The sequence below is a fragment of the Streptomyces sp. AB3(2024) genome (assembly GCF_041862025.1).
GTDB lineage: Bacteria > Actinomycetota > Actinomycetes > Streptomycetales > Streptomycetaceae > Streptomyces.
In genome coordinates this window covers 36,305-57,853 of the sequence record NZ_JBGWAB010000015.1, presented here as the reverse complement: position 1 = coordinate 57,853, position 21,549 = coordinate 36,305, and the positions used below count along the sequence as shown (strand labels likewise).

The following is a 21,549-nucleotide window of genomic DNA, read 5'->3' as shown; positions in this document are numbered from 1 at the left end:
CCCTGTTTCCCGGCGCTCACCCCCCGGCACGGGCTAGAAGGGGGCCCTAGTAGGGGGGCCGGGAGCATGTGCGCGTGAGGGCCGTGGTCAGTGGAGCTTCTCGACCTGGGCCGTCACCACCGCGGTGGGCCGTTCCGCGGCTCCGGACGTGCTGCGGGCGGTGAAGGTCGCGGTGGTGGTGCCCTGACGTACGACGACCACTTCGATCGAGGACTTCTCGCCGTCCTGTTCCTGTTCGGCGCTGTAGGCCACGCTCTCGTCGCCGCCGGTGGCCGGAGCCGCTACGACCTTGGAGATCTTCACCTTGTCGGTGCCGACGGCTGTGAAGCCGCCACCACATGCCTGGCCGCCCGCTTTGACGTCGGCGAGGACGCTGCCGGCCTTCGTGCCGGACCAGGAGTGGAGGGAGACCTTCGTTGCGGTGACGCCCTTGGTCGCCGTGGTGTGGACCTGGCCGAGTGTGCCGGTCATCGCGCCGCCGAGGAGCACGGTGGCAAGGTCGCGGCATTCTGGCTTGTCCGAGGAGACGACCGCTCCTTGAAACGCCTCCTCGACCTTGTGGTCGGGCAGGTCCTGGGACGTCAGCGAGCGGGCCGCGAGTTCGTCCTCGGTGAAGGGCTTGGGGGCCTGCGGCGTCCGGGACACGGCTGCCGACGAGGGTCCGGTACCGGAGTGGGCGCCGGTGCCGGTGCCGGTGCCGGTGCCGCAGGAGGTGATCAGCAGGATCACGGATGCCGCGGGGACGACACGGCGGGCGTACGGGAATCGCATGGAGTGCCTATCTGGTGGAGAAAGGCGAGCGCCTGGCCGGGGGTGTCCCTGGCCAGGCGCTCGCCGATCGAGGTGCGGTGTGCCGGTCAGCCGATGGTGCGGGCGGTGGCCCAGTCGTCTTCCTCGACGCGCTGGCCGTTGCCGATGGCGGTGCGGCCTCCGTAGTAGAGGTGGAGGGTGCCGTCGTTGCGGGTGAGGTACATGTCCGGGATGCCGTCGTTGTTGACGTCGGGGGTGCCGCGGACGAGGGGCCAGGTGGTGCTGTCCCAGCCGGTGGTGCCGTAGGTGAGGTCCTTGCCGTCGGCGGAGTTGACGGCGAGGGCGAGGGAGTTGATGTCGGCGCCGCCGTCCGTGCCGGGCTTTCCGCGGCGCAGGGCGAGGCCTCGGTTGGGGTCGGCGTCGTCGCGGAAGAGTAGGTCGGGGACTCCGTCGCCGGTGACGTCGCGGACGTCGATGATGTCGCGTTTGGTCCAGCTGGTGGCGGAGAGCTGGCGGGCTTCGGTGATGGAGGCGCCGCTGTATCCGGTGAGGATCCAGAAGGTGTCGCCGGCGGTGGCGAAGATGTCCTCGGCGTGGTCGCCGTTCATGTCGGGGACGACGACGATCTGGGTGAGGGTGGCTGGGTCGGGTGCGCCGGGCGGGAGGAGGACTTCGGTGCGGCGGCTGATGTCGAAGCGGCCGTTGCCGTCGCCCTGGTAGACGTAGAGCTTGCCGTCGGGCATGCGGGCGATGAGGTCGGTGATGCCGTCGCCGGGGTACCAGTCGGTGGAGTGCGCGATCAGTGCGCTCTTGCCGGTGGCGTCCTTCCAGTAGCCGGCGGGGGCGGGTTTGCCGTTGTCGGTGGCGGCGGGCATCCAGGCGTCGACGTCGCCGGTGGCGTCGGCGGGGTAGACGCGCAGGTCGCCGGCGGCGTCGATGGCCAGGAGGTCGGCCTTGCCGTCGCCGGTGACGTCGCCGGGGCCGTCGAGGCCGGGGCGGGGGCGGACGTAGAAGGTGTAGATGAAGGGGTCGGAGAGGTTGCCGGCCTTGTTGACGATGCGGACGTAGAAGAGGTTCGGTCCGGCGTTGTCGGGGTTCACGTCGACGGTGACGGTGTCCTGGCCTGCGGCGGGGACGGCCTTCTTGTCGTAGACGGGGTGGTTGAGGGACCACTGGAACTCGCGGATGTCGGCCGGGTCGGTGCCGCCCGCGATGACGGTGATCTTGCCGGGGCCGAGGGTGTTCTTGCTCCACTCGGCGCCGTCGGGGCCGGGCGCGGGGAAGTCCTCGGAGCGGATCGTCGGCTTGACCGGCTGGGAGTGGTCGATGGTGAAGGTGCACGGCTTGTCGGTGCCGGCGGGGCCCGCGGCGGAGGTGGATCCGTCGTAGTCGTTGGCCGTGGCGGTCCAGGAGTAGTTGGTGTTCGCGGCGAAGGACTCCCAGGGGATGGTGGTGCGGGCGACGCCGTAGCTGTCGGGCCAGATCCACTGGTCGAAGACGACCTGGTTGTCGGAGGTCCGCCAGACCTTGAACTGGATCTGCTTGAGGTTGCCGTCGCCGTCGCGGCCCTGGACCTCGAACATGACGTCGGACTTGCCGATCTTGTTGAAGGGGGCGTCGGTCACGCACAGGCCGCCGGGGACGGTGTCCATGCCTGCGACGGTGGGCTCGTCGGGGGCCTTGTTGTACTCGACCTCGATGTACGGGGCGCTCTCGCCGTTGGCCTGGAACTTCTTCCAGAAGTTCGCGTCGCTCTCGTTCGGGGAGCGCAGACCGAGGGTGAGGTTCTGCCAGGCGCCGCGGGCGCCTTCCTCGACGGTGGGCTTGATGTCGATGCCGACCCAGGCGTCGGGGCAGGAGCTGTTGTAGCCGTTTCCGGTGGTGGCGCCGGCGATCCGCTTGCCCCAGAAGGTTCCGTTGTCCGTGTTGTTCCAGGTGCTGGAGCTGTTGATCAGCGGGGTGTGGTAGACGTCGAAGGCCTTCGCGGTGCAGCCCCAGGAGTACGTCTGCAGCAGGCGCAGGTTCGCGGAGCGGATCTGGGAGCCGTAGAGCTGGCTGCCGAAGTCGAAGATGAACGCCGCCCGGGACGTGCCGCCGGTCGTCGACTCGTAGCCGACACGGGCCTCGGGGGTGCCGGAACCACTGTTGTAGTTCTGGCCGTTCCAGAAGCTGGAGCCGCCCTCGGTCTTGTAGAAGGTGGTCCAGTTCTGCTTGTGGCCCTTGAACGAGGGGTCGATGAACACCGGGTACACGGTGTCCCCGTCGTTCAGCAGCTGGGCGTTCGGAGCCACCGTCAGCACGTTCTCCGCCGACAGGGCCGCGCCGGCCGTCTTCGCGTGATTGCCCTCGGCACCATTGAGACCGGGCAGGGCGAGGGTGGGGTGGTCCTTGGCTTCGGGGGCGGGCTTCGGCTCCGGCTCACCCTCGGTGACGGCCACCTTGCCCGCCGAGTCCCACATGAACGGGGTCGGGGAGGCAGCGATCTCCTGGCCCTGGCCGTCCTGGGCACTGACCGACTTGGACGCCTCGTCCAGATGGAACGTCAGGTCGGGCGAGGCCAGCTGATAGTTCAACTGGCTCAGCAGCGGGTCGCCCGCCGCCTGCTTGTCCTTCACGACCAGCACGTGCGTGTAGCCGCCGTCCTGAGCCGTCATCACCAGGTCGATGCCCGGACGGACGTTCTCGTACAGGGCCCGGGGGCCGGAGATCACCGGCTCGGGCAGCGGTCCCGGCCACGACACGATCAGATCGTGCCCGTCGGTATTGAGCCGTACGAGCTCACTCCACTCGGGTGCGGGTCCGTCCGCCTTCGCGATCGCGGGGCGGATCAGCGCCACCCGGGACACACCGCGCGACGCACGGTCCCCACCACCGGACTGAGCCTTGCTGCCGGCGCTGAACACCACGCGCCCGTTCACGGCCTTCGGTGCGAACCCGTCCTCCACCCGCTGCAGGGTCGTGTCGACCGGCTTCCACTCATTGCCGACCTTGGCCCGCGTCGCCAGACTCGAAACCCGCAGCTTGAACGTCCCGCCCGGCTGCGCCCACGTGCTGGTGTGCGCGCTCGCCTCAGCGGTGACCTCGACCTCTTTCCCGGCCTTGGCGGCTTCCCGGCGGGCCTCGGCGGCGGTGACGGGCACACCGGCGCCACGCGTCGGCTCGGCCTTCGCGTGCGGCTTGCCGTCATCGCCCGGCAGGCTCAGACCGACGGGTACCGCCACGGCGACGGCCAGCAGTGCGGCGAGGCCGCCGAGGTTCCGGCGGCGCTGAAACCAGCGGAGTGGAACAGCAGCAGCGTCAGCCGGCTTTCTTTCCGACACCACTGGCGAATTCTCGCCCGAGGATTCATTTTCGGACACGGCAAATTCTCCCCCCTCGGGCGCGCGAAATCCGCCACCCCTGGGTGTTCGCAGGTAATGGGCCCGATAGCCGGGCGGCGCGAAGAGCCGGCTCCCCGACCGGCCTTCGCGTATGAAATGTGCGGACTGAGCATGCCGTACCGCGTGGCGTCCGTCACCTGGGAAGAGCCTTTGTGGGTGGTCGATTTGCGTGAATTGTTAGCACCTATGCATTTCGTAAGTGATAAACTCCACACCTGATAGCTCCCTATGGCTTTTGATCGCTTCCGGGCCGCAGAATCAGCGAACCATTTGCCAGTTTCCTGCTACACGTGTGTCTTCACCGTGGGCAGACCGTGGGGGGGTCCACATGTCGCCGTTCTCGGCGCATAATTTCCGCCTGCCCGGAAACGAGAGATCGCGCGCGAAACGCGCGCGTCTCGCCGGGCGCACCGGCATCACCGTCTCGGTGGCGCTGATCGCAACTCTCCTGCCCATCCAGGCCTGGGCAGCACCACCGGGAGACCGCAGCGGCGTCCAGCTGCCCGGACTCCAGCAGGACATGAAGGCCAAGCTCGACAAGGTCGAAGCCGCCAAACTCGAAGGCTGGGCGGGGGCTCCCGTCCAGTCGCCACCCGAGTACGAGCCGTCGAAGACGACGCCTCCGGCGGCCGGCAGCGTCGCGGTTCCGCTGACTGGTGACCAGCTGGTGCAGGCGGGCACGCTTCCCGTGAGCATCGGCAAGGCCTCTCCGACGCCGGAGAACCCGACGCCCCCGGCGCCCTCGGGCACCTGGACGGTGGGTGTCGAGAACCGCGCGGCGACCGAGGCGGCCAACGTCGACGGCGCGCTGATCAAGGTCACTCCGCCCGCCGAGGGATCGACACCGGTCGACGTCCAGCTGGACTACAAGAAGTTCAAGGACCTCTACGGCACCGAGTGGGCCACCCGCCTGCAGCTCAAGCAGCTCCCCGCTTGTTTCCTGGACACCCCGCAGCTTCCCGAGTGCTCCGTCGCCCAGGACGTCCCGAGCGTCAACGACCCCGCCACCGGCACCGTCCGCGCCACCGTCGACCCGGCCACCACACCCGGCCAGGGCATGCGCACCATGACCGGCGGCAGCGGCGGACCGATGGTCCTCGCCGCGTCCGACGGCGCCTCCGGCGCGGGCGGCACCTACAAGGCGACCTCCCTGTCCCCGTCCGGTTCCTGGACTGCGGGCGGCAGCGGCGGCGGCTTCTCGTGGGCCTACCCGCTGACGGTCCCTGCTCCGCCGGCCGGGCCCTCACCGAAGATCGGCTTCTCGTACTCCTCGCAGGCCGTTGACGGCAAGACGTCCGTGGCCAACGGGCAGGCCTCCTGGGTGGGTGACGGCTGGGACTACGAACCCGGCTACGTCGAGCGGCGCTACCGCTCCTGCGCGGACGACCTGAAGGCGAATCCGGCCAAGCCGAACAACGACAACAGCACGGACAAGAAGAAGGGCGACCTGTGCTGGGCGGGCGACAACGTCGTCATGTCCCTGGGGGGCAGCACGACCGAACTCGTGCACGACGCCGCCACCGGCAACTGGATCCCCGCCTCCGATGACGGCTCCCGCATCGAGCACAAGACGGATGCGACGGTCCCGAACGGCGCGAAGGACGGGGAGTACTGGGTCGTCACCACCCGTGACGGCACCCGCTACTTCTTCGGGCGCCACGATGTCGACGGTGCGGGTAGCCGCCCGGTCACCAACTCGGTTCTCACCGTCCCGGTCTTCGGTAACCATCCTGGCGAGCCCTGCTACCAGACCTCCTTCGCCGCTTCCTCCTGCGACCAGGGATGGCGCTGGAACCTCGACTACGTCGAGGACGTACACGGCAACGCGATGATCATCGACTGGGCCAAGGAGACCAACCGCTACGCCAAGAACTCCAAGTTCAAGGAAGCGGTCACCTACACCAGGGCCGGATACCCGACCCAGATCACCTACGGTCTGCGCAGCGACAACCTCTCCGGTCCTCCCGCTGCCAAGGTCGAGTTCAAGGTCGACGAACGCTGCGTCAAGGAAGGCACCACCCAGTGCTCGAATACAGAGTTCGAGGGCAATAACTACGGTGACAAGCAACCGTGGTGGGACACCCCCTCCACTCTGAACTGCAAGCCGACCGCGAAGGACTGCTACGTCGGCTCCCCGACGTTCTGGACTCGGTTGCGCCTGACCTCCGTCACCACCTATGGCCAGCGCACCGAGGGCACCACCGCGCTGTCCCTGGTGGACCGCTGGGACCTGACTCAGTCTTTCCCCCGTCAGCGCACCGACACCCACCCGCCGCTCTGGCTGGAGTCCATCACCCGCACCGGCTACGGCGCCGCCAAGGATGGTGCCGGAAACCAGGAAGCCGCCACGCTTCCGCCGGTCTCCTTCGTCGCCAACGTCCAGGACATGCCCAACCGCGTCGCGACCGGTCCGACCGACGCGACCCCGGACTTCGACCGCCTTCGTGTGGAAACCATCCGCACCGAGACCGGCGGCGAGATCTCCGTCGGCTACTCCGCGCCCTGCCCCGTTGGCGGCGCGCACCCCAAGCCGGAGGAGAACACCGCCCGCTGCTTCCCGGTGTACTGGTCGCCGGACGGCGACCTGGAGAAGCCTCCGCTGGAGTGGTTCAACAAGTACGTCGTCGACAAGGTCACCGAGAAGGACCGAGTCGCCCGCCAGCCCGACGTCACCACCAACTACACCTACGAAGGCGACGCGGCCTGGGCCAAGGAAAGCGATGAGTTCTCCAAGCCCGAGCTGCGCACCTACAGCCAGTGGCGCGGCTATGCCAGCGTCGTCACGGGCAAGGGCGTCACCGCCAACGCGGGCAAGCCCGATGCCACCGAGCAGTCCCAGACCCGCACCCGGTACTTCCGCGGCATGTCCGGCGACGCCGGCCGCCCCAAGATCACCATCAAGGACTCCTCCAACGCCGAGGACCTCGGTGAGGACCTGCCCCAGTACCAGGGCCGGGCCGCCGAAAGCATCACCTACACCAAGGCCGGCGGGAGCGTGGTCTCCCGCAGCCTGAACTGGCCGTGGAGCCAGCAGACGGCAACGAGGCCCCGTGACGGCACCACCCCCCTGAACGCCTTCCGGTCGGGCACCTCACGCACCGACTCCATCCAGACGGTCAGCGGCGGCGCCACCCGGATCCTGCGGACCCGCACCGACTTCGAGCCCACCTACGGACTCACCCAGACCGTCCAGAACGAGGCGATCAGCCCCAACGGCACCGGCGGGTGGCAGACCACCCAGCAGACGTGTGCCACGACGACCTACGTCCACAACACCAGCAAGAACCTGATCGGCTTCCCGCAGCGCGTCCGTACCACCGACGGTGCCTGCGCGCAGGCCGCCACCGCGGCTCTGCTCTCCGACTCCCGCACGTCCTACGACGCGCTCGGAGCGTTCGGCACCGCCCCCACCAAGGGGCTCATCTACCAGGTCGACACCAACGACTCGAACGGCACCGGCTGGATCACCACCGCCCGCACCGAGTACGACGCCCTCGGCCGCTCCGTAAAGGTCTACGACGCCGCCGGAAACGCTTCCACCACGGTGTACAGCCCCTCCGTCGGGGCCGTCTTCTCCGTATCGGGTACCAACCCGCTCGGCCAGACGAGCACCACCAAGAGCGACCCCGGCCGCGGCGTCACCCTTGAGGACACCGACGCCAACGGCCGCAAGACCACCACCTCCTACGACAGCCTCGGCCGGTCCACCGCAGTCTGGACACCTTCCCAGAAGCCCGGCACCGACAAGCCCGCTTCGACATTCACCTACCAGATCGCCGAGCACGAACCCCCCGTCGTCACCACCAGCGTCCTCCAAGACGACGGCACCTACGCCCAGGCCGTCACCATCTACGACGGCATGCTGCGCCCCCGCCAGAGCCAGGGCGAAGCCTCGGGCGGCGGCCGGATCATCACCGACACGCTGTACGGCGCCAACGGAACGGTCCGCCAGACCAACAACGGCTACTACGCCGAGGGCGCACCCGAGAAGAAGATCTTCGTCCCGGAAAGCGTCTTCCAGCTCCCCAACTCCACCCAGACCGCTTACGACGGCCTGGGCCGCGCCGTCCGCACCACGACCCTGTTCGCCGACGTCCCCCAGTACTCCGCCACCGCGCAGTACGAGGGTGACTACACCCTCACCCGCTCGGCCATGTCCGCCGACGGCACCACCCCCCTCAAGGGGAGCACGGCGTCGAAGACCTGGACCGACGTGCTGGGCCGGACCTCTGCGATCGAGCGCGCCACGTCGAGTGACCTGACGACGTGGAACAGGACGTCCTACGCCTACGACATCCGCAACAAGCTGACGTCCGTCACGGACGCCGCCGGCAACAAGTGGGCGTACGAGTACGACGTCCGCGGCCGCCAGACCGCCTCGGAGGATCCGGACACCGGACGCTCCGAATTCGGCTTCGACAACCTCGACCAGCAGACCTGGGCCAAGGACTCCTCCGGCCGCACCCAGTACACCGTCTACGACGCCCTCGGGCGTCCCACCGAGCTGCACGACGACGCGGCGAACGGACCGCTCGTCGCCTCATGGGCCTTCGACTCCCTGCCGGGTGCCAAGGGCCTGCCCGTCTCCTCCACCCGGTACGAGGGCGGGGCCGCGTACAAGAGCGAGGTCACCAGCTACGACGCCGAGTACCGGCCCACCGGCTCGAAGATCACCATCCCGGACGTCCCCGGCACGAAGGGCCTCGCCGGCACCTACGCCTCGAACGTCACCTACACCCCCACGGGCAAGGTGCAGTCCACCACCAGCCCGGCAACCCCCGGCGGCCTCGCCGCCGAGAAGCTGATCACCCGCTACAACTCCGACGGCCTGCCCCAGAGCATGTCCGGGCTGGCCTGGTACACCGCCGACGTCAAGTACAGCCCGTACGGCGAGGTCCTGCGCACCGCCTCGGGCAACGCGCCGAACCGGGTGTGGACCACCACGCAGTACAACCCGAACTCCGGGCAGGTCACCAACCAGATCACCGACCGGGAGACCGGCCCGAACCGGATCAGCGACGTCTCCTACGCCTACGACCCCGCCGGCAACATCACCTCCATCACCGACAGCCAGCCCGGCGGCCGCGAGGACCGCCAGTGCTTCGCCTACAACCCGATCGGCCAGCTCACCAAGGCCTGGACCGGCAAGACCTCGGCCTGCACCGGCCCCAGCCTCGCTGACGTCACACCCGGCCCGGACGGCGACGGCTTCTGGCAGGAATACCAGTTCGACGCCATCGGCAACCGCACCAAGCTCGTCAACAAGGACCTGACCAACAGCGCCCTCGACGACGAGACCACCTACACCTACGGCGTCACCGCGAACGGCAGCCAGCCGCCCGTCACCACAAAGCCCCACGCACTGTCCAAGGCCGAGAAGACCACCCGGAACCCGGGCTCCACCGTCACCTCGCTCACCAACTACGCCTACGACGCCTCCGGCAACACCACCAGCCGGCGCATCGACGGCGACACCCAGACCCTGAACTGGGACCGCCGCAACAAGCTCACCTCCGCCACCAGCCCCGGCATCGGCGCCGCCTCCGTCATCGGAGCCTCCGGCAAGTGCATCGACGTCGAAAGCGGCGGCACAGCGGACGGCACCCCCGTCCAGATCTACCCCTGCAACGAAACCAAGGCGCAGCAGTGGCGCCTGACCGGCAACACCGTCCGCGCCCTGGACAAGTGCCTGACCACCAGCGGCACCAAGCTGGTCCTGGCCACCTGCGACGGCAGCGACAAGCAGAAGTTCGTCTACCGCGCCGGCGACAAGTCCCTGAACAACCCGGCCACCAACCAGTGCGTCGACGTCCCCAACAGCGCCGCCGACGGCAGCGACCTCCAGCTGTGGTCCTGCAACGCCACCGGTCCCCAGCAGTTCAGCTTCGACACCACGACCACCTACATCTACGACGCCTCCGGCAACCGCCTCATCGAGGAGACCGCCAGCAGCCGCACCCTCTACCTCGGGGATGCCGAAGTCACCGTCAACAAGGCCGGGCAGCCCCTGGACGCCGTCCGCTACTACGCGGGCCCCGGAGCCACCACCGTCCGGCAGACCGGCGGCAAGCCCGACAACCACAAGCTCAGCGTCCAGCTCTCCGATCACCACGGCACCGCCACCACCACCATCGACCAGAGCACCGGCCAGAGCATCACCCGGAGAAAGGGCGACCCGTACGGAAACCCCCGCGGCACCCAGCCCGGCAACTGGCCTGGAAACCGGGGCTTCCTCGGCAGCGGCGTCGACGACACCAACACCAGCCTGACCCACCTCGGCGCCCGCGAATACGAATCCACCACCGGCCGCTTCATCTCCGTCGACCCCATCATCGACATCACCGACCCGCTCCAGATGAACGGGTACACCTACTCCAACGGCAACCCCATCGGCGGAGCCGATCCCTCCGGTCTGTTCTGCGACGGGTGCAGCGTCAACAACCCCGACAGCGTCTGGCATCCAGATCACCTCGGAATGACGCCCACCCAGGACTTCACAGACCCGACGTGGGACTACGGGACGTATGGCAGCAAGCCCAGGAGCGGCCCCTACCCCAAGCGGGTCACGGGCACAGGCGGGCACACCGGCGGAGCGAGCAAGAAGTCCTCTAGCTGCGGCTTCTTCTCGATGTGCAACGCGAAAAAGGCAGTCAGCAAGGTAAACAAGGTCTGGCAAGAAAACAAGGTCTTTATCGTCTCGACGGTTGTTGAAGTCGGCGCCGGGATTGCATGCGTAACCGCTGCAGGCGGAGCAGCTGCGGTGACAGGCGGAGCTGGTTTTGCTCTCGTCGCCGGCTGCGGCGCGGTCGCAGGAGCCGCAGGCGCCGCAGTATCCAACTTCATGGACCCGAACGCTGACCACAGCATCAAGGGCCAGCTCAAGGACATGGCCACCGGCGCCCTATGGGGAGCAGCCATGAGCGCCGCCACCGCCGCGGCAGCGCCATACGTTGCAGCAGCAGCAAAGGTGATCGCCAAGGGAGCTGGCGAAGCCGCTTCCAGGATCGCCTCGAAGATGGCTGCCAAGGGCGGATCCAGCGAGGCGGCAGCAGCCGCGCCGGCACCAGTGCCCTGCAACAGCTTCGCTGTTGGAACCGCTGTCCTTATGGCAGACGGATCCACCAAGGAAATCGCGGACCTGCAGGTGGGTGACAAGGTCGTCGCCACCGACCCCGAAACGGGCGAGACGGTCGCCAAGGACGTCACCGCGACAATCCTGGGCCAGGGAACCAAGAACCTCGTCGAAATCACCATCGACACCGACGGCAGCGCCGGAACCGCCACCCAGGTCATCACCGCCACCGATAAACACCCCTTCTGGGCAGTCGACCTCGCGAAGTGGATCGACGCGACCGACCTCCAGGTAGGCCAGTGGCTTCGCGTCAGCAGCGGAACTCGCGTCCAGATCACAGCGATCAAACGCTCGACTTCGCCCGATGCCACTGTCTACAACCTCACCGTCGCCGACCTCCACACGTACTATGTGCTGGCTGGCGCTACCCCGGTCCTGGTTCACAATTGTGGTGGCACAGCGACGATCCATTACGACGGTGGCCATGCTTCGATCGAGGTCAGTGCGGGTGGAGAGACTCTTCACACGCACCAGGTCGGTGGTCTGGTGGAGGTAGGAGGTGAAACGATCGCTACGCCAGTTAGGTCAGAGGCCTTCACAGGAGCCGTTTCGCCCAGCGCACGTTCGGTGACTTTCAATCTGCCGAACCCTGGTGGTGCTATGGCCTATCAAGAGGTATTTCTTGAGAGGGGAGTCACTGGCACCTATGACGCTGCGACAGAAACGTGCTTTCATTACTGTGCGAGGGTTTTGCAGGCAGGTGGAGTCCCGAATGTTCCGGCCCAAGGGACAATCAGAGAGCTGGCGGTCTTCCTGCGTCGCGCGGGCCAGTGAATCAAATGGGGTCCTGCGGGGAGAAGAGGTATGAGTGGATGAGTTTGACTGGCTGGATGACCTGCCAGAAGCGTGGTCCGTGCCTCCCGAACTTAAGGGTCCCACGCGAGTTCACTTTGTGAATTTCGTGATCTATGTAATTTCGAGCGACTATACGTCAAACTCGATCAATGAATCAATCGGCGAACTTCTGGCCGAGCATGGACGCTTCAATGTTTCTTACCAGATCAGCGCAAAAGGAGGCCTTCCCGACAAGGGCCTTATGGGGCTATCGGTTGCTCTAGAAGGTGTACTCAAGAAATGTTGGGAAACGTGGTTGAAGTACCAGCAAATCTGGATCTCCGGAAGTACTCCATCTGGCGGCGACTATCAGCAACTGCTGGCGGATCTACGTGCGAGTAGAGACGAAATTAGGCGCATCAGGCCAGTCTGAGCAGACTTCCGAAGGAGCCGAGGTCTGCCGCTGGGACTCGGCGGGAACGTCTGGTAGAGATTGAATGAGCCGAAGCCCCATCGGGATATCACTCCGGTGGGGCTTCTGGCCGTCTTGACGGCAGCAGTTGACGGCAACGGCGGTGGATGGGTGCTGCACAACGTGGGTGGTTCGTCGTCGCCATCAGGCTCGATGGTGGGCGCCAAGTGGTCGTGAGCCCAGCCCAGAACGAAGGGGGCCGACGGCTGAGCTGTCGAGCTGTTCAGAGTTTCTTTACTTGATCAAGGCGGCCCGCTGACGCGGCCCGCGCGCGCTCCGGCCCCTCGGGGCCGCCGCCCGCTCCTGTCTCCGCCCCGCTTGCCGGCCGCCCCGCTGGTCCGGGCGCGCAACAGCCTTCAGCGTGGATGGTTCTGGGGCTCTGCCCCAGGCCCCGGCCCTCTCTCCGAGGGTGGAGGAGGCCGACCTACGGGTGCGGCTCCGTCGTGGTGATGGGTGGTCGGGTCGCGGGAGGCGTCCCTCGTCGCCCGGTCACCGGAGGCGTACCAGGAACCCCCGGGGGCCGCCAAGGCCAAGCGCAAGCGTCACCGGTGAGCCTTGGCGGCCCCCGGAGAACCCTGGTACGGCGAAGCTGCCCGACCGACGAGGGACCCCTCCCGCTCAGGCCCCGATGTTGCTGGGGCGCCGGCCCTGCACTGTCCGGCCACCTGACCGGCACCGAGCCGGTGGTGGGTCACCGCTTCGGGCGGGTATCTGCCGGATAGCCCTCGGTTGACTCGTCGGACCGGCGTACCGTGGCGCTGGAGGTGGTCAGCTGATGATTACGGAACTGGCGGACAACGTCCGTAAGTACCGGCGTCGGGCCGGGATGAGCCAGGAAGAACTGGCCCACGCCGCAGGCGTCTCGCCGGGGACAGTGCGCAAGGTAGAGCAGGGCGGCACGGTCCGCATGGAAACCCTTCACGCGCTGGCCCGCGCACTGGGCGTGACCACCGGCGCGCTGATGGCGTCCGACGCCCCCGAACCCGTGGGCCGCGCAGAGGAGCCGAACCGGGTCAACCTGATCCAGCTTCGAGCCGTACTCACCCCGGCTGTTGGGCTCGTGGACCAGGACGCCGAGGTGGTGGGCGAGGAACCCAACCTGCGTGCCTTCAGCCGGACGGTGGGGGACGCGCGGGTCCTCTACTTCTCCGACAGCTACAAGAGCGTCGCGGCTCAACTGCCGGATCTGCTGCGCGATGCCGCGAGGGCCGTTGCCTACTACGACAGTGGAGACGAGCACCGGCAGGCCCTGCTGGCCCGCGCGGAGGCGCTGCGTCTGGCCGGTACTTACCTGACCCAGGTCCGGCAGTACGACATCGCGTACACCGCTCTGGCCAGCGCGATCACGGATGCCCGGCAGGCCGGGGACAAGCTCGCGGCAGGCTCGGGCGTCGGCGGTATGTGCTGGCTGCTGGTGCGGCAGGGCCGGCTGGACGAGGCGGAGCGGATCGCGGCCCAGAGCATGGACGCGGTGGAGCCGAAGATCACCGGGGCCGAGTCGGACCATTACGCGGTGTGGGGCGGTCTGGCGATGGAGGCCGCAGCCGCGGCCGCTCGCAACAACCGCCCGGATGCGGCCAAGGAGTACCGGAAAGCAGCCCGGGTGGCGGCGGCTGCTGTTGGTACGTCGCACCGCAACGTCTCCCGGCACTGGTCCGTCTTCGGGCCGGTCACAGCGGCGATGAAGGCTCTCGAAGACTCCATGGTCGTAGGAGACGCGCGCGCCGTGGTGCGCAGGGCGGGCGAGCAAGAGGAGTTGTCGCCGAAGGCGTGGAAGCGCTTGGGCAGGCCCAGCACGAACGACGGGAACCGCTTCACCCTCGACGTGGCGCGCGCCCACACGCGCACCGGTGACCTGTCGGCCGCCATGGATGAGCTGACCCGCGCCCGGGAGGCGGCCCCGGAGTGGATGCGGCACCAGAACATGGCCGCCGAGACCATGCAGGAGATCCTCGGCAAGCGCAAGCGCACCCTCACGACGGAGATGCGCGAGATGGCCGACTACCTGGGCGTCGTCGGGTAGCTGCCACGTAACGCGATACTTCCGGCACGCTGCGTCGCCAACTGGCATGCCTCATCGATGGAGTGACGGACGGTAGGCACCTACGGTCGCCGTATTCCATTCGGCTACCCAGGTGGGGGTGGATCGTGAGCACATCCAGGACCGACGCAGACCGCATGCGACGGAGGGAGCTGCACGACGCAGCGGCAGGCGTGACCGGCCCTCGCTTACTGCCATGGACCACTCAGGACGGGAACCCCTGCTACCTCAGCACCGACGGCAGGGGCTACCTCTCCTCCCTCGCCGACAGCATCGAAGAAGTACAACTCGACATGGGCGAGGAGCTCATGAAGTACGCCCGAGGAGTCGTGGTTCCCGGAGCCAAAATGCTCTCGGCCGTCGAGTACCGGTGGCTTGCCTGCCGGCTGACCGAAGCCCTGACCGACGCACTCCGGGTCGCCGAATCACGCGGCGACCGCATCCCCGCCCCGCCCGAGAACCCCGGCTCCTGACGGCAGTAGCGACGGCAACAACCACGGATTCAGGCGCACAACCACGGACTCCGGCGGACGCCAAAACCCCTCCCCACCTGCATAAAAGCAGATAGGGGAGGGGCTGCCAGCACACGTACTATGTGCTGGCAGGCGCCACGCCGGTGCTCGTCCACAATTGCAATCTCTCGGCACGGGCGAGTGAAATTCATGCCGCCGAGCCGGACGAATTCGTTCGCAAGAACGTGAGTACGGTGGCTGTAATCAGGGCGGACACTCCGCATGGTCCGATCAATGTCGTTGCCGGATCTGGTGATGGCTTGACCCCCGCGCAGATGTCGGCCATCGGCAAGGGTGAAATCGTCGCCGACAATATCCCCGACACCCACGCGGAACAGAATGCCCTGCTCTTCATCAACGAAATGGGATGGACTCCCATTTCGGGAGGTACTTCCCGTAATGTCTGCCTGGGTAGGTGTGCGCCGCTCATCCGGGGCACTGGCGGTAAGATGATGGGCGAGGTGTACCCGGGAAATGGTAAAACCACAACTCGCCAGAGGAGCTTTGAGTGGTAGTCGACGAGGCTGTTGCGGCGACCCTACGGGGGCAGTCGCAGACTCAGGTTGCAACCTTCGTGGCTGGCTGCGCGGAGCGGATGGCGCAGGTGTTCACAGGGCTGTGCGGAACCGATCCCGCGCGGAGTAGTGACTCCGATGTCGTCGTCCACCTCCTGGAGAATCTTTGGGATCCTGAAGTCCCGGCAGATTCATTCCGCGTTTCGGTGGAGTCTCTGGAGGGTTTCCGGGAGCTCGAACCGTCCGACGAGGAGATCATCGACGTAGCGGGTATCTATTCCTTCTACTCGGTGCTGGCGATGCGTTACGCGGCCCTCTATCGCTCCACTGGCGACGTTGAAGATGCGCTCAAGTGTGCACATTCGTGCCTGACTGCGATGGGGCAATTGGACCAGAACCTTCCAGGTGCTGCGCTCTTCGCCCAGGAGGCGGAATTTCAGCAGCGTACAGCTTCCGCACCCTCTTTGGATGCTTTGAGTTTTGATCTCCTCTCGCGTTTGAAGGAGGATGACCGAATCGTTAGTCGCGAGCGTCTGCTGGCGATTCAGAGTCGATTTAGGAGATGAGCCGAGAGTAATTCAGGAGCCCCACCGAGGCGCATTCTCGGTGGGGCTCCTGCCGTGTTTGACGGCAGTAGTTGACGGCAACGTCAGCGGACGGCCGGTGCGCAAAGCGGTGGATCGTCACCGTCGTCGGGCCGGTTGGGGTTGCGGAGTGTGCGGCCCAGGAGGTCGATGGCGTCGCGCTGGAGGCGGAGTCTGACGTGGGCGTAGACGGTGGCGGTGACGCCGATGTGGGCGTGGCCGAGGAGTTCTTTGATCACGACGAGTTCGACGCCTTGCTCCAGGAGGAGGGTGGCGGTGGAGTGCCGCAGGTCGTGGAAGCGGATGCGGCGGAGCCCTGCCCGACCGAGGAGGGAACGGAAGCCACGATTGAGGTTCGCCGGATCGATCGGCCCTCCTGCCTGTGTGGTGAAGACGAGATCGCTCTCCTTCCAGCCCCCTGCTGCCGCGTCACGTTCTCCTTCCTGGCCCTCACGGTGTTCTTTCAACGAGTTGATGCACTCAATGGGGAGGGCGATGCGCCGTTCGGATGCGCGGGTTTTCGTGGGCAGGGTGGTCAGTCCGCCTGTCTGGGTGCGCTGGAGGGTACGACGGATGCTGGCAGTGCCAGCACTGAGGTCGACATCTCCCCACTGAAGGCCGAGGAGTTCGCCCTTGCGGAGGCCGGTGCGGAGGGCGAGTTCGTACAGCGCGAACAGGCCGTCATTGCGGGCAGCAGCGAGGAGCTGCCGGGCTTCATCTGCCGTGAGCGGTTCGAACCGACGGGGGCGCGGCGTACCCGTGCGGACGTTGCGGGCGACATTCCGCGTGATCTCCTCTTCGCGGACGGCGTGCTCCAGGGCGGACTTGAGGACGGAGTGGATGTACGCCAGCGTCAGCGGTGAGAGCCGCCTGGAGCAGCACGTCCCAGCGGCGCAGCAGCGAGGCTGATCGCGGTGAGCGTCGATGGCGCGTGCGCAGCACTGGCAAGTGGTTCGGAGCTGGTTGAGCCAGGTGCGGACGTCCTTGGCGGTGAGCTTGGCGAGCTTCTTCTTGCCCAAGCCGGGGATGAGGTGCTGGTGGACGCAGGCGGTGTAGCGGGTGTGGGTGTTCTCGCGGAGCTGATGGACGGCAACGGCCTCCAGCCAGTACGTCAGGTATGCGCTGACGCTGCCCTGCGCGGACGGAACGGGGACGCCGCGGTTGCTGGTTGCGATCCTCTCGGTGAGCTTGGCCAGGGCTTCCGTGCGGGTGCTGCCGTAGACGCGGATGCGCTTGCGGGTGTTGCCCGGGGCGAGGACGTAGCCGGCGGCTTCCCAGCGTCCGTCCTTGCGCTGGTAGACGGTGCCGTCGCCGTTGGCACGCACGCGGCGGGAGGCGGGGGTGTCGCTGGGCGGGGTCATCAGGCGGCTTCCTGGTCGAGTCGAGTGCGGATGAAATCAGTGAGGGCGTGAGTGGGGATACGGCGGGCGCGGCCGAGGGTGATCGAGGCAAGCTGTCGGGTCCGGAGCAGGTCGTAGACGGCGGAGCGGCCGAGCTGGAGGCGGGCCATGACCTGGGGAACCGTCAGCAGTTCCTGAGATGTACTGGGCGCGGTGGGCTGGTACGAGGTCATCAGTAGCCCCCTTCCGCTATGAACTGCCGTTCCAGTTCCCTGCGGTGCCAGACAGCGGCAGCGAGGAGTCCGGCGCCGGGGATGTAGCCCGATCCGTGGTAGGCCCAGTGGCCGACGACGAGGGTTGTCGTCGGGTCAAGGTCGGGCAGACCGGCCCGGGTGCGTGCCTGTTCGGTGCGCCAAGTGCGGCGGGCTTCGCGCAGCGCGCCGAGGGTGACCGAGTAGCAGCGGGACTTGGTGGAGAAGTGGCCGCGGAAGCCGAGCATGTGCGCCCACTTCCAGAGCTTGAGGTCGGCGAACTCCGGCAGCTTGCCGAGCTCCCAGCAGGTCCGGATCATCTGGCGGACGTGGCGTGCGACAGCGAGTCGGGGCAGGGGGCGGGCCTGTCCGGTGCCCCTACAGGCGGTGCACGGGAGCGGGGTCCCGTGGGTCAGGACGGTGGCGCCGCGCCCCTGGCAGGGGCGGCAGAACAGGGCCCGGTCCAGGGTGCCGGACGCATCGGCGGACTTGGTGGCGTACTTCGCCACGTAGGCGGCCACGGCCTGGTCGGTCAGTTCGGCGTCGATGCCGAAGGCGGCGATCTCCCGTACGTCGAGCTGCTCGCCCCAGGCGAGTTCGCGTTCCCCGATCGCGTCCGACACGACGGTTACGCGGACGCGGGCGGCAGCAGCCCGGATGGCATCGGTGAGCAGGGTGACGGTGGCGGACGGCGGCGGGGGCTGGGCGCTGCCGTCCGGGCCGTCGAGCCGGATCACGGCGTGGAAGTGGACCAGGCCGCGCTTCTGGTATTCGGCGACCTTGGCGAAGGAGACCCGCAGGACGGCGCGGGCGGCCTTCTGGGTGAGGCCGAGTCGGGCTGCGATCTCGCGGCGCAGGTAGATCGTGAAGCGCGCCCACAGTACTGAGGCGTGGGCGTTGAACAGGACCGCGCCCGCGTAGTCGTAGGTCGCGGGGTTCAGCGGGGTGCCGAGCAGCGCGTCAGTGGGTTCGTGGAGCTTGCGGCAGCGGCAGGGGCGGGGGCCGCCGTCGGTGTTGGTGGGGCGGTTGTGGACGGGGCCGAAGGAGGGTGCGGTGAGGGTGGCGAAGACGCGGGGGTGGGTGCGGACGGTGTCGGGGACGGTCTTGCCGCCGGTCAGGCCGGCGCGGATGAGGTGGTAGGTGTCGGCGGCGTAGACGCGGGAGCAGGCTGGGCAGCGGGAGGAGCGGCGGTTGCCGCATGTGGTGAGCAGGCTGCCAGTGGGTTCGTCGGCTGTGGTGTAGGAGCGCAGTACCTCACCGGTCGTGGTGTCGACGGTGGTGGTGTGGCCTGTCAGGCGGACGGGTTCGGTGCAGCCACCGAGGTGTTCGATCTGCTGCTGTGTGCGGTCGAAGTCTGGCAGGTTGACCAGTTGGAGCAGGTCCCGCACGGCGGGGCTTGCCACGTGGCGCAGGTCCAGGGTGACCATGTCGGGGCGTGTCCCTTCTGTCGGGGTGGGTGGCCCCGAGCAGCAACCAGCCAGCGAGGGGGCGTTTGGGTGCTGCTCGGGGCATGACGAACCGGGCCCATTGGTGGGCGTGGGGTTCAGGTGAGGTGATCCGGCCGGCGGCTGCGGCGGCTCAGAGCTGAGCGAGTGCGGCGGTGGACACCGGCAGGGCGACGCCCATGCGCGTTGCCAGCTGGGTGGCGGTGATCGGTGCTCCGTGTTCCGTGTCGTGGGTGTCCGCGATGTGCCGGGCCGCGTCGAGCAGTGCGGCGGGCAACGACGAACGGGCGCCGGTGACGGCCGTCTTGGCAGCGGAGGCCCGGGCGGGCGCGGGTGCCTCGCTCACGGAGGGCACGACGGCCGGGGCCAGAACGGGCGTGGCGGCGGGGAGCGGCTCACGGGCCGGGGTGGCGGGTTCGGGAGCGGGTGCCGGGTCGGGGTCCGGCTCAGTGACGGGGGCGGGGGCGGGGATGGACGTTGTGGTGGCCTCCAGTTGCGGAGCAAGGTGGGTTGCGGTGTGGAACTGCGCCAGGAAGGCCGGTCCGACGCGGCCCCAGCCCAGGAGCAGGAGCGGGGCGACGGTGTCCAGGCAGGCGCGGCCATAGTGGCCGATGAGCAGAGGTTCGGCGGTGTTCAGGGCGAGGGTGAGCACGCCGCACAGGTGGAGCAGGCGGGTGCCGGCCTTCAACTCGCGTGCGGGAATGCCGCGCAGGGCCAGGAACCGCAGTGCGACCAGGAGTCCGACGACGGACAGGTCCACCATGGGGGCGATCAGCGGTGCGATCGGGCGGGGGACGCCGAGCCGCAGTGCGAGCGCCCATACGTTGCCGAAGGAGAAGACGAAGGCCAGGGCCGCGATGACGGCCATGACCGTGGTCACGGTGTGGCGGGTGAATCGTTCCTCCTCCATGTGCGCGGGCCTCCTCTCAGACGCGGGATTTCAGAGGCGCTCAGGGCTTGGACGGAGGGACGGGGCCGTCCGACTCGTCATCGCCGGAGGGGGCCCAGCCGATCGAGTCGAGAAGTGCGTCCAGGCACAGGGCCGGGTCGGTGGTCAGGTGTGAGGTGGCTTCCGCGATTTGGGCTGCATCGGCATCCGAGACGTAAGGGGTGCGGATGCGGGTGTAGCCGGGGCGGCCCTGCATCGCCATGACTGCGACGCCGACGTAGGCGGGGTCCTGCAAGGTCACAGGGCTGGCGTCGGGCCAGTTGCGGATGTCGTCGCCCAGCGCGGCCACCGCGGCTTCCACGGTCTTCTGCGCGAAGGACAGCCCGACCGGGCATACGTCGCGGATGAACGTCGGCAGGGCGTCGCCGGTGGTCTTCTGGCTGATCAGGATCACCAGCATCCCGACACTGCGGCCCTTCTTGACCAGGTCTTCCACCAGGCGGGCGTTCTCCGCCGTCAGCGCGGCCAGGCGCTTGGTCTCGGCGTCGCTCCCCTTGTACTCGCGGAAGAACGTGTGCGCCTCATCGATGATCAGGACAACGAGAGGCCACTCGGGCGAGGGGCCGACGTGCCACATGTTCTTCACGCCCAGCACGTCACGGATGGTCGAGGAACGCCGCTTGCGCAGCTCCACCATGCGCTTGAACAGCGCGTTCGCTTCGTCCAGGTCGTCACCGCAGAAGGCGAACATCCGCTTGACCAGGTCGGCGTAGTCGCCCTCCGAGGCCCTCGATACCTTCCCGTCCGCACCTGCGATCTGTACGGCAGCCGACGGCGCGAAGTCGCAGACGAACTTGTTGATCCCCGAGGTTTTCCCCGCACCCGGGGTGCCGGCCACAGTCACCCCGGGCACGTTGGCCAGGGACACGCACACCTGGGCGGCGTACTCGTCCACGCCCAACTCCCAGCGAGTCAGGTCCGTGGGCGGGCGGCCGGTGGGTCGGTGTTCGGTCGGCGTGGTCAACGGATCCGAGCGCACGCCCCGAATCACCACCCGGCCGGGCCCGTCCGGTAGGACGGAGACCCGCGTGCACCGCCAGGCATCCGCCAGGAACCGGGCCGCTTTCTGGTACTCCTCCAGCCCGACCTGCGGCAGGGTCTTGGCACGCACGATCACGCCGAACTGATCTGGCTTGACCTTGATCCGGGGCGTCAGCACCCTGGGCGCGGGGGCGGGGCCGTCCTTGGACGAGGTGATCTGTGCCAGCAGGCCCGGCGTCTTGTCGGTGACAGTCAGCCCTGCCATCCGTGCCAGCCGCACCCAGCCCCAGCGCACCCGCACGGCCTGCCGCATGCTGACCCGCGTGCCCTTGTCAGCCAGCACGTAGCGCACGACGGTCAGCAGCAGGCACACACCCATGAGCACTGCCACGACCAGCAGCACCTGCGACGCAGGGTCGGTCA

The 21,549-nt window shown here is 67.7% G+C and carries 13 protein-coding genes; 6 read left to right on the top strand and 7 right to left on the bottom strand.

Going from position 1 to position 21,549, the window contains the following annotated elements:
* Positions 1–87: 87 nt before the first annotated feature.
* Both ACEPPI_RS09395 and ACEPPI_RS09390 read right to left on the bottom strand, forming a co-directional pair.
* Entirely contained in the window at positions 88–771 is a 684-nt protein-coding gene (locus ACEPPI_RS09395) for a hypothetical protein (protein WP_373914767.1), read from the bottom strand.
* Positions 772–857: 86 nt separating this feature from the next.
* Positions 858–4,073, bottom strand: coding sequence for a DNRLRE domain-containing protein (locus ACEPPI_RS09390; RefSeq protein WP_373914766.1), 3,216 nt, complete (start codon positions 4,071–4,073; stop codon positions 858–860).
* 484 nt (positions 4,074–4,557) lie between these two features.
* Between ACEPPI_RS09390 and ACEPPI_RS09385 the strand changes: the two genes are divergently transcribed.
* The 6 genes from ACEPPI_RS09385 (at position 4,558) to ACEPPI_RS09360 (ending at position 16,142) form a co-directional block, all read left to right on the top strand.
* A complete protein-coding gene (locus tag ACEPPI_RS09385; protein ID WP_373914765.1) occupies positions 4,558–12,036 on the top strand; it encodes a polymorphic toxin-type HINT domain-containing protein in 7,479 nt (2,492 codons plus the stop codon).
* A gap of 34 nt (positions 12,037–12,070) precedes the next feature.
* The gene (locus tag ACEPPI_RS09380; RefSeq protein WP_373914764.1) at positions 12,071–12,469 is read left to right on the top strand and encodes a hypothetical protein; all 399 of its coding nucleotides are present in this window, start codon (positions 12,071–12,073) and stop codon (positions 12,467–12,469) included.
* Between the two features lie 814 nt (positions 12,470–13,283).
* A complete protein-coding gene (locus ACEPPI_RS09375; RefSeq protein WP_329316731.1) occupies positions 13,284–14,531 on the top strand; it encodes a helix-turn-helix domain-containing protein in 1,248 nt (415 codons plus the stop codon).
* Between the two features lie 191 nt (positions 14,532–14,722).
* Positions 14,723–15,022 carry a hypothetical protein gene (locus tag ACEPPI_RS09370; RefSeq protein WP_373914763.1) on the top strand — a complete coding sequence of 100 codons (300 nt, stop codon included), beginning with the start codon at positions 14,723–14,725 and terminating at the stop codon, positions 15,020–15,022.
* Positions 15,023–15,144: 122 nt separating this feature from the next.
* Positions 15,145–15,576, top strand: coding sequence for a hypothetical protein (locus ACEPPI_RS09365; RefSeq protein ID WP_373914762.1), 432 nt, complete (start codon positions 15,145–15,147; stop codon positions 15,574–15,576).
* A complete protein-coding gene (locus ACEPPI_RS09360) occupies positions 15,570–16,142 on the top strand; it encodes a hypothetical protein (protein ID WP_373914761.1) in 573 nt (190 codons plus the stop codon). Before ACEPPI_RS09365 ends, ACEPPI_RS09360 begins: the two co-directional genes overlap by 7 nt.
* A gap of 83 nt (positions 16,143–16,225) precedes the next feature.
* Here ACEPPI_RS09360 and ACEPPI_RS09355 read toward each other — a convergent pair whose 3' ends face one another.
* From ACEPPI_RS09355 to ACEPPI_RS09335, 5 genes are all read right to left on the bottom strand, one after another.
* Complete coding sequence (locus ACEPPI_RS09355) at positions 16,226–17,521, bottom strand: tyrosine-type recombinase/integrase (protein WP_373914760.1); 1,296 nt, start codon at positions 17,519–17,521, stop codon at positions 16,226–16,228.
* Entirely contained in the window at positions 17,521–17,733 is a 213-nt protein-coding gene (locus tag ACEPPI_RS09350; RefSeq protein WP_373914759.1) for a helix-turn-helix domain-containing protein, read from the bottom strand. The genes ACEPPI_RS09355 and ACEPPI_RS09350 overlap by 1 nt, the downstream gene beginning before the upstream one ends.
* Positions 17,733–19,178 carry a replication initiator gene (locus ACEPPI_RS09345; protein ID WP_373914758.1) on the bottom strand — a complete coding sequence of 482 codons (1,446 nt, stop codon included), beginning with the start codon at positions 19,176–19,178 and terminating at the stop codon, positions 17,733–17,735. Before ACEPPI_RS09345 ends, ACEPPI_RS09350 begins: the two co-directional genes overlap by 1 nt.
* 151 nt (positions 19,179–19,329) lie before the next feature.
* Complete coding sequence (locus ACEPPI_RS09340) at positions 19,330–20,106, bottom strand: DUF2637 domain-containing protein (RefSeq protein ID WP_373914757.1); 777 nt, start codon at positions 20,104–20,106, stop codon at positions 19,330–19,332.
* 40 nt (positions 20,107–20,146) lie between these two features.
* Positions 20,147–21,505, bottom strand: coding sequence for a cell division protein FtsK (locus tag ACEPPI_RS09335; RefSeq protein ID WP_373914792.1), 1,359 nt, complete (start codon positions 21,503–21,505; stop codon positions 20,147–20,149).
* Positions 21,506–21,549 lie beyond the last annotated feature (44 nt).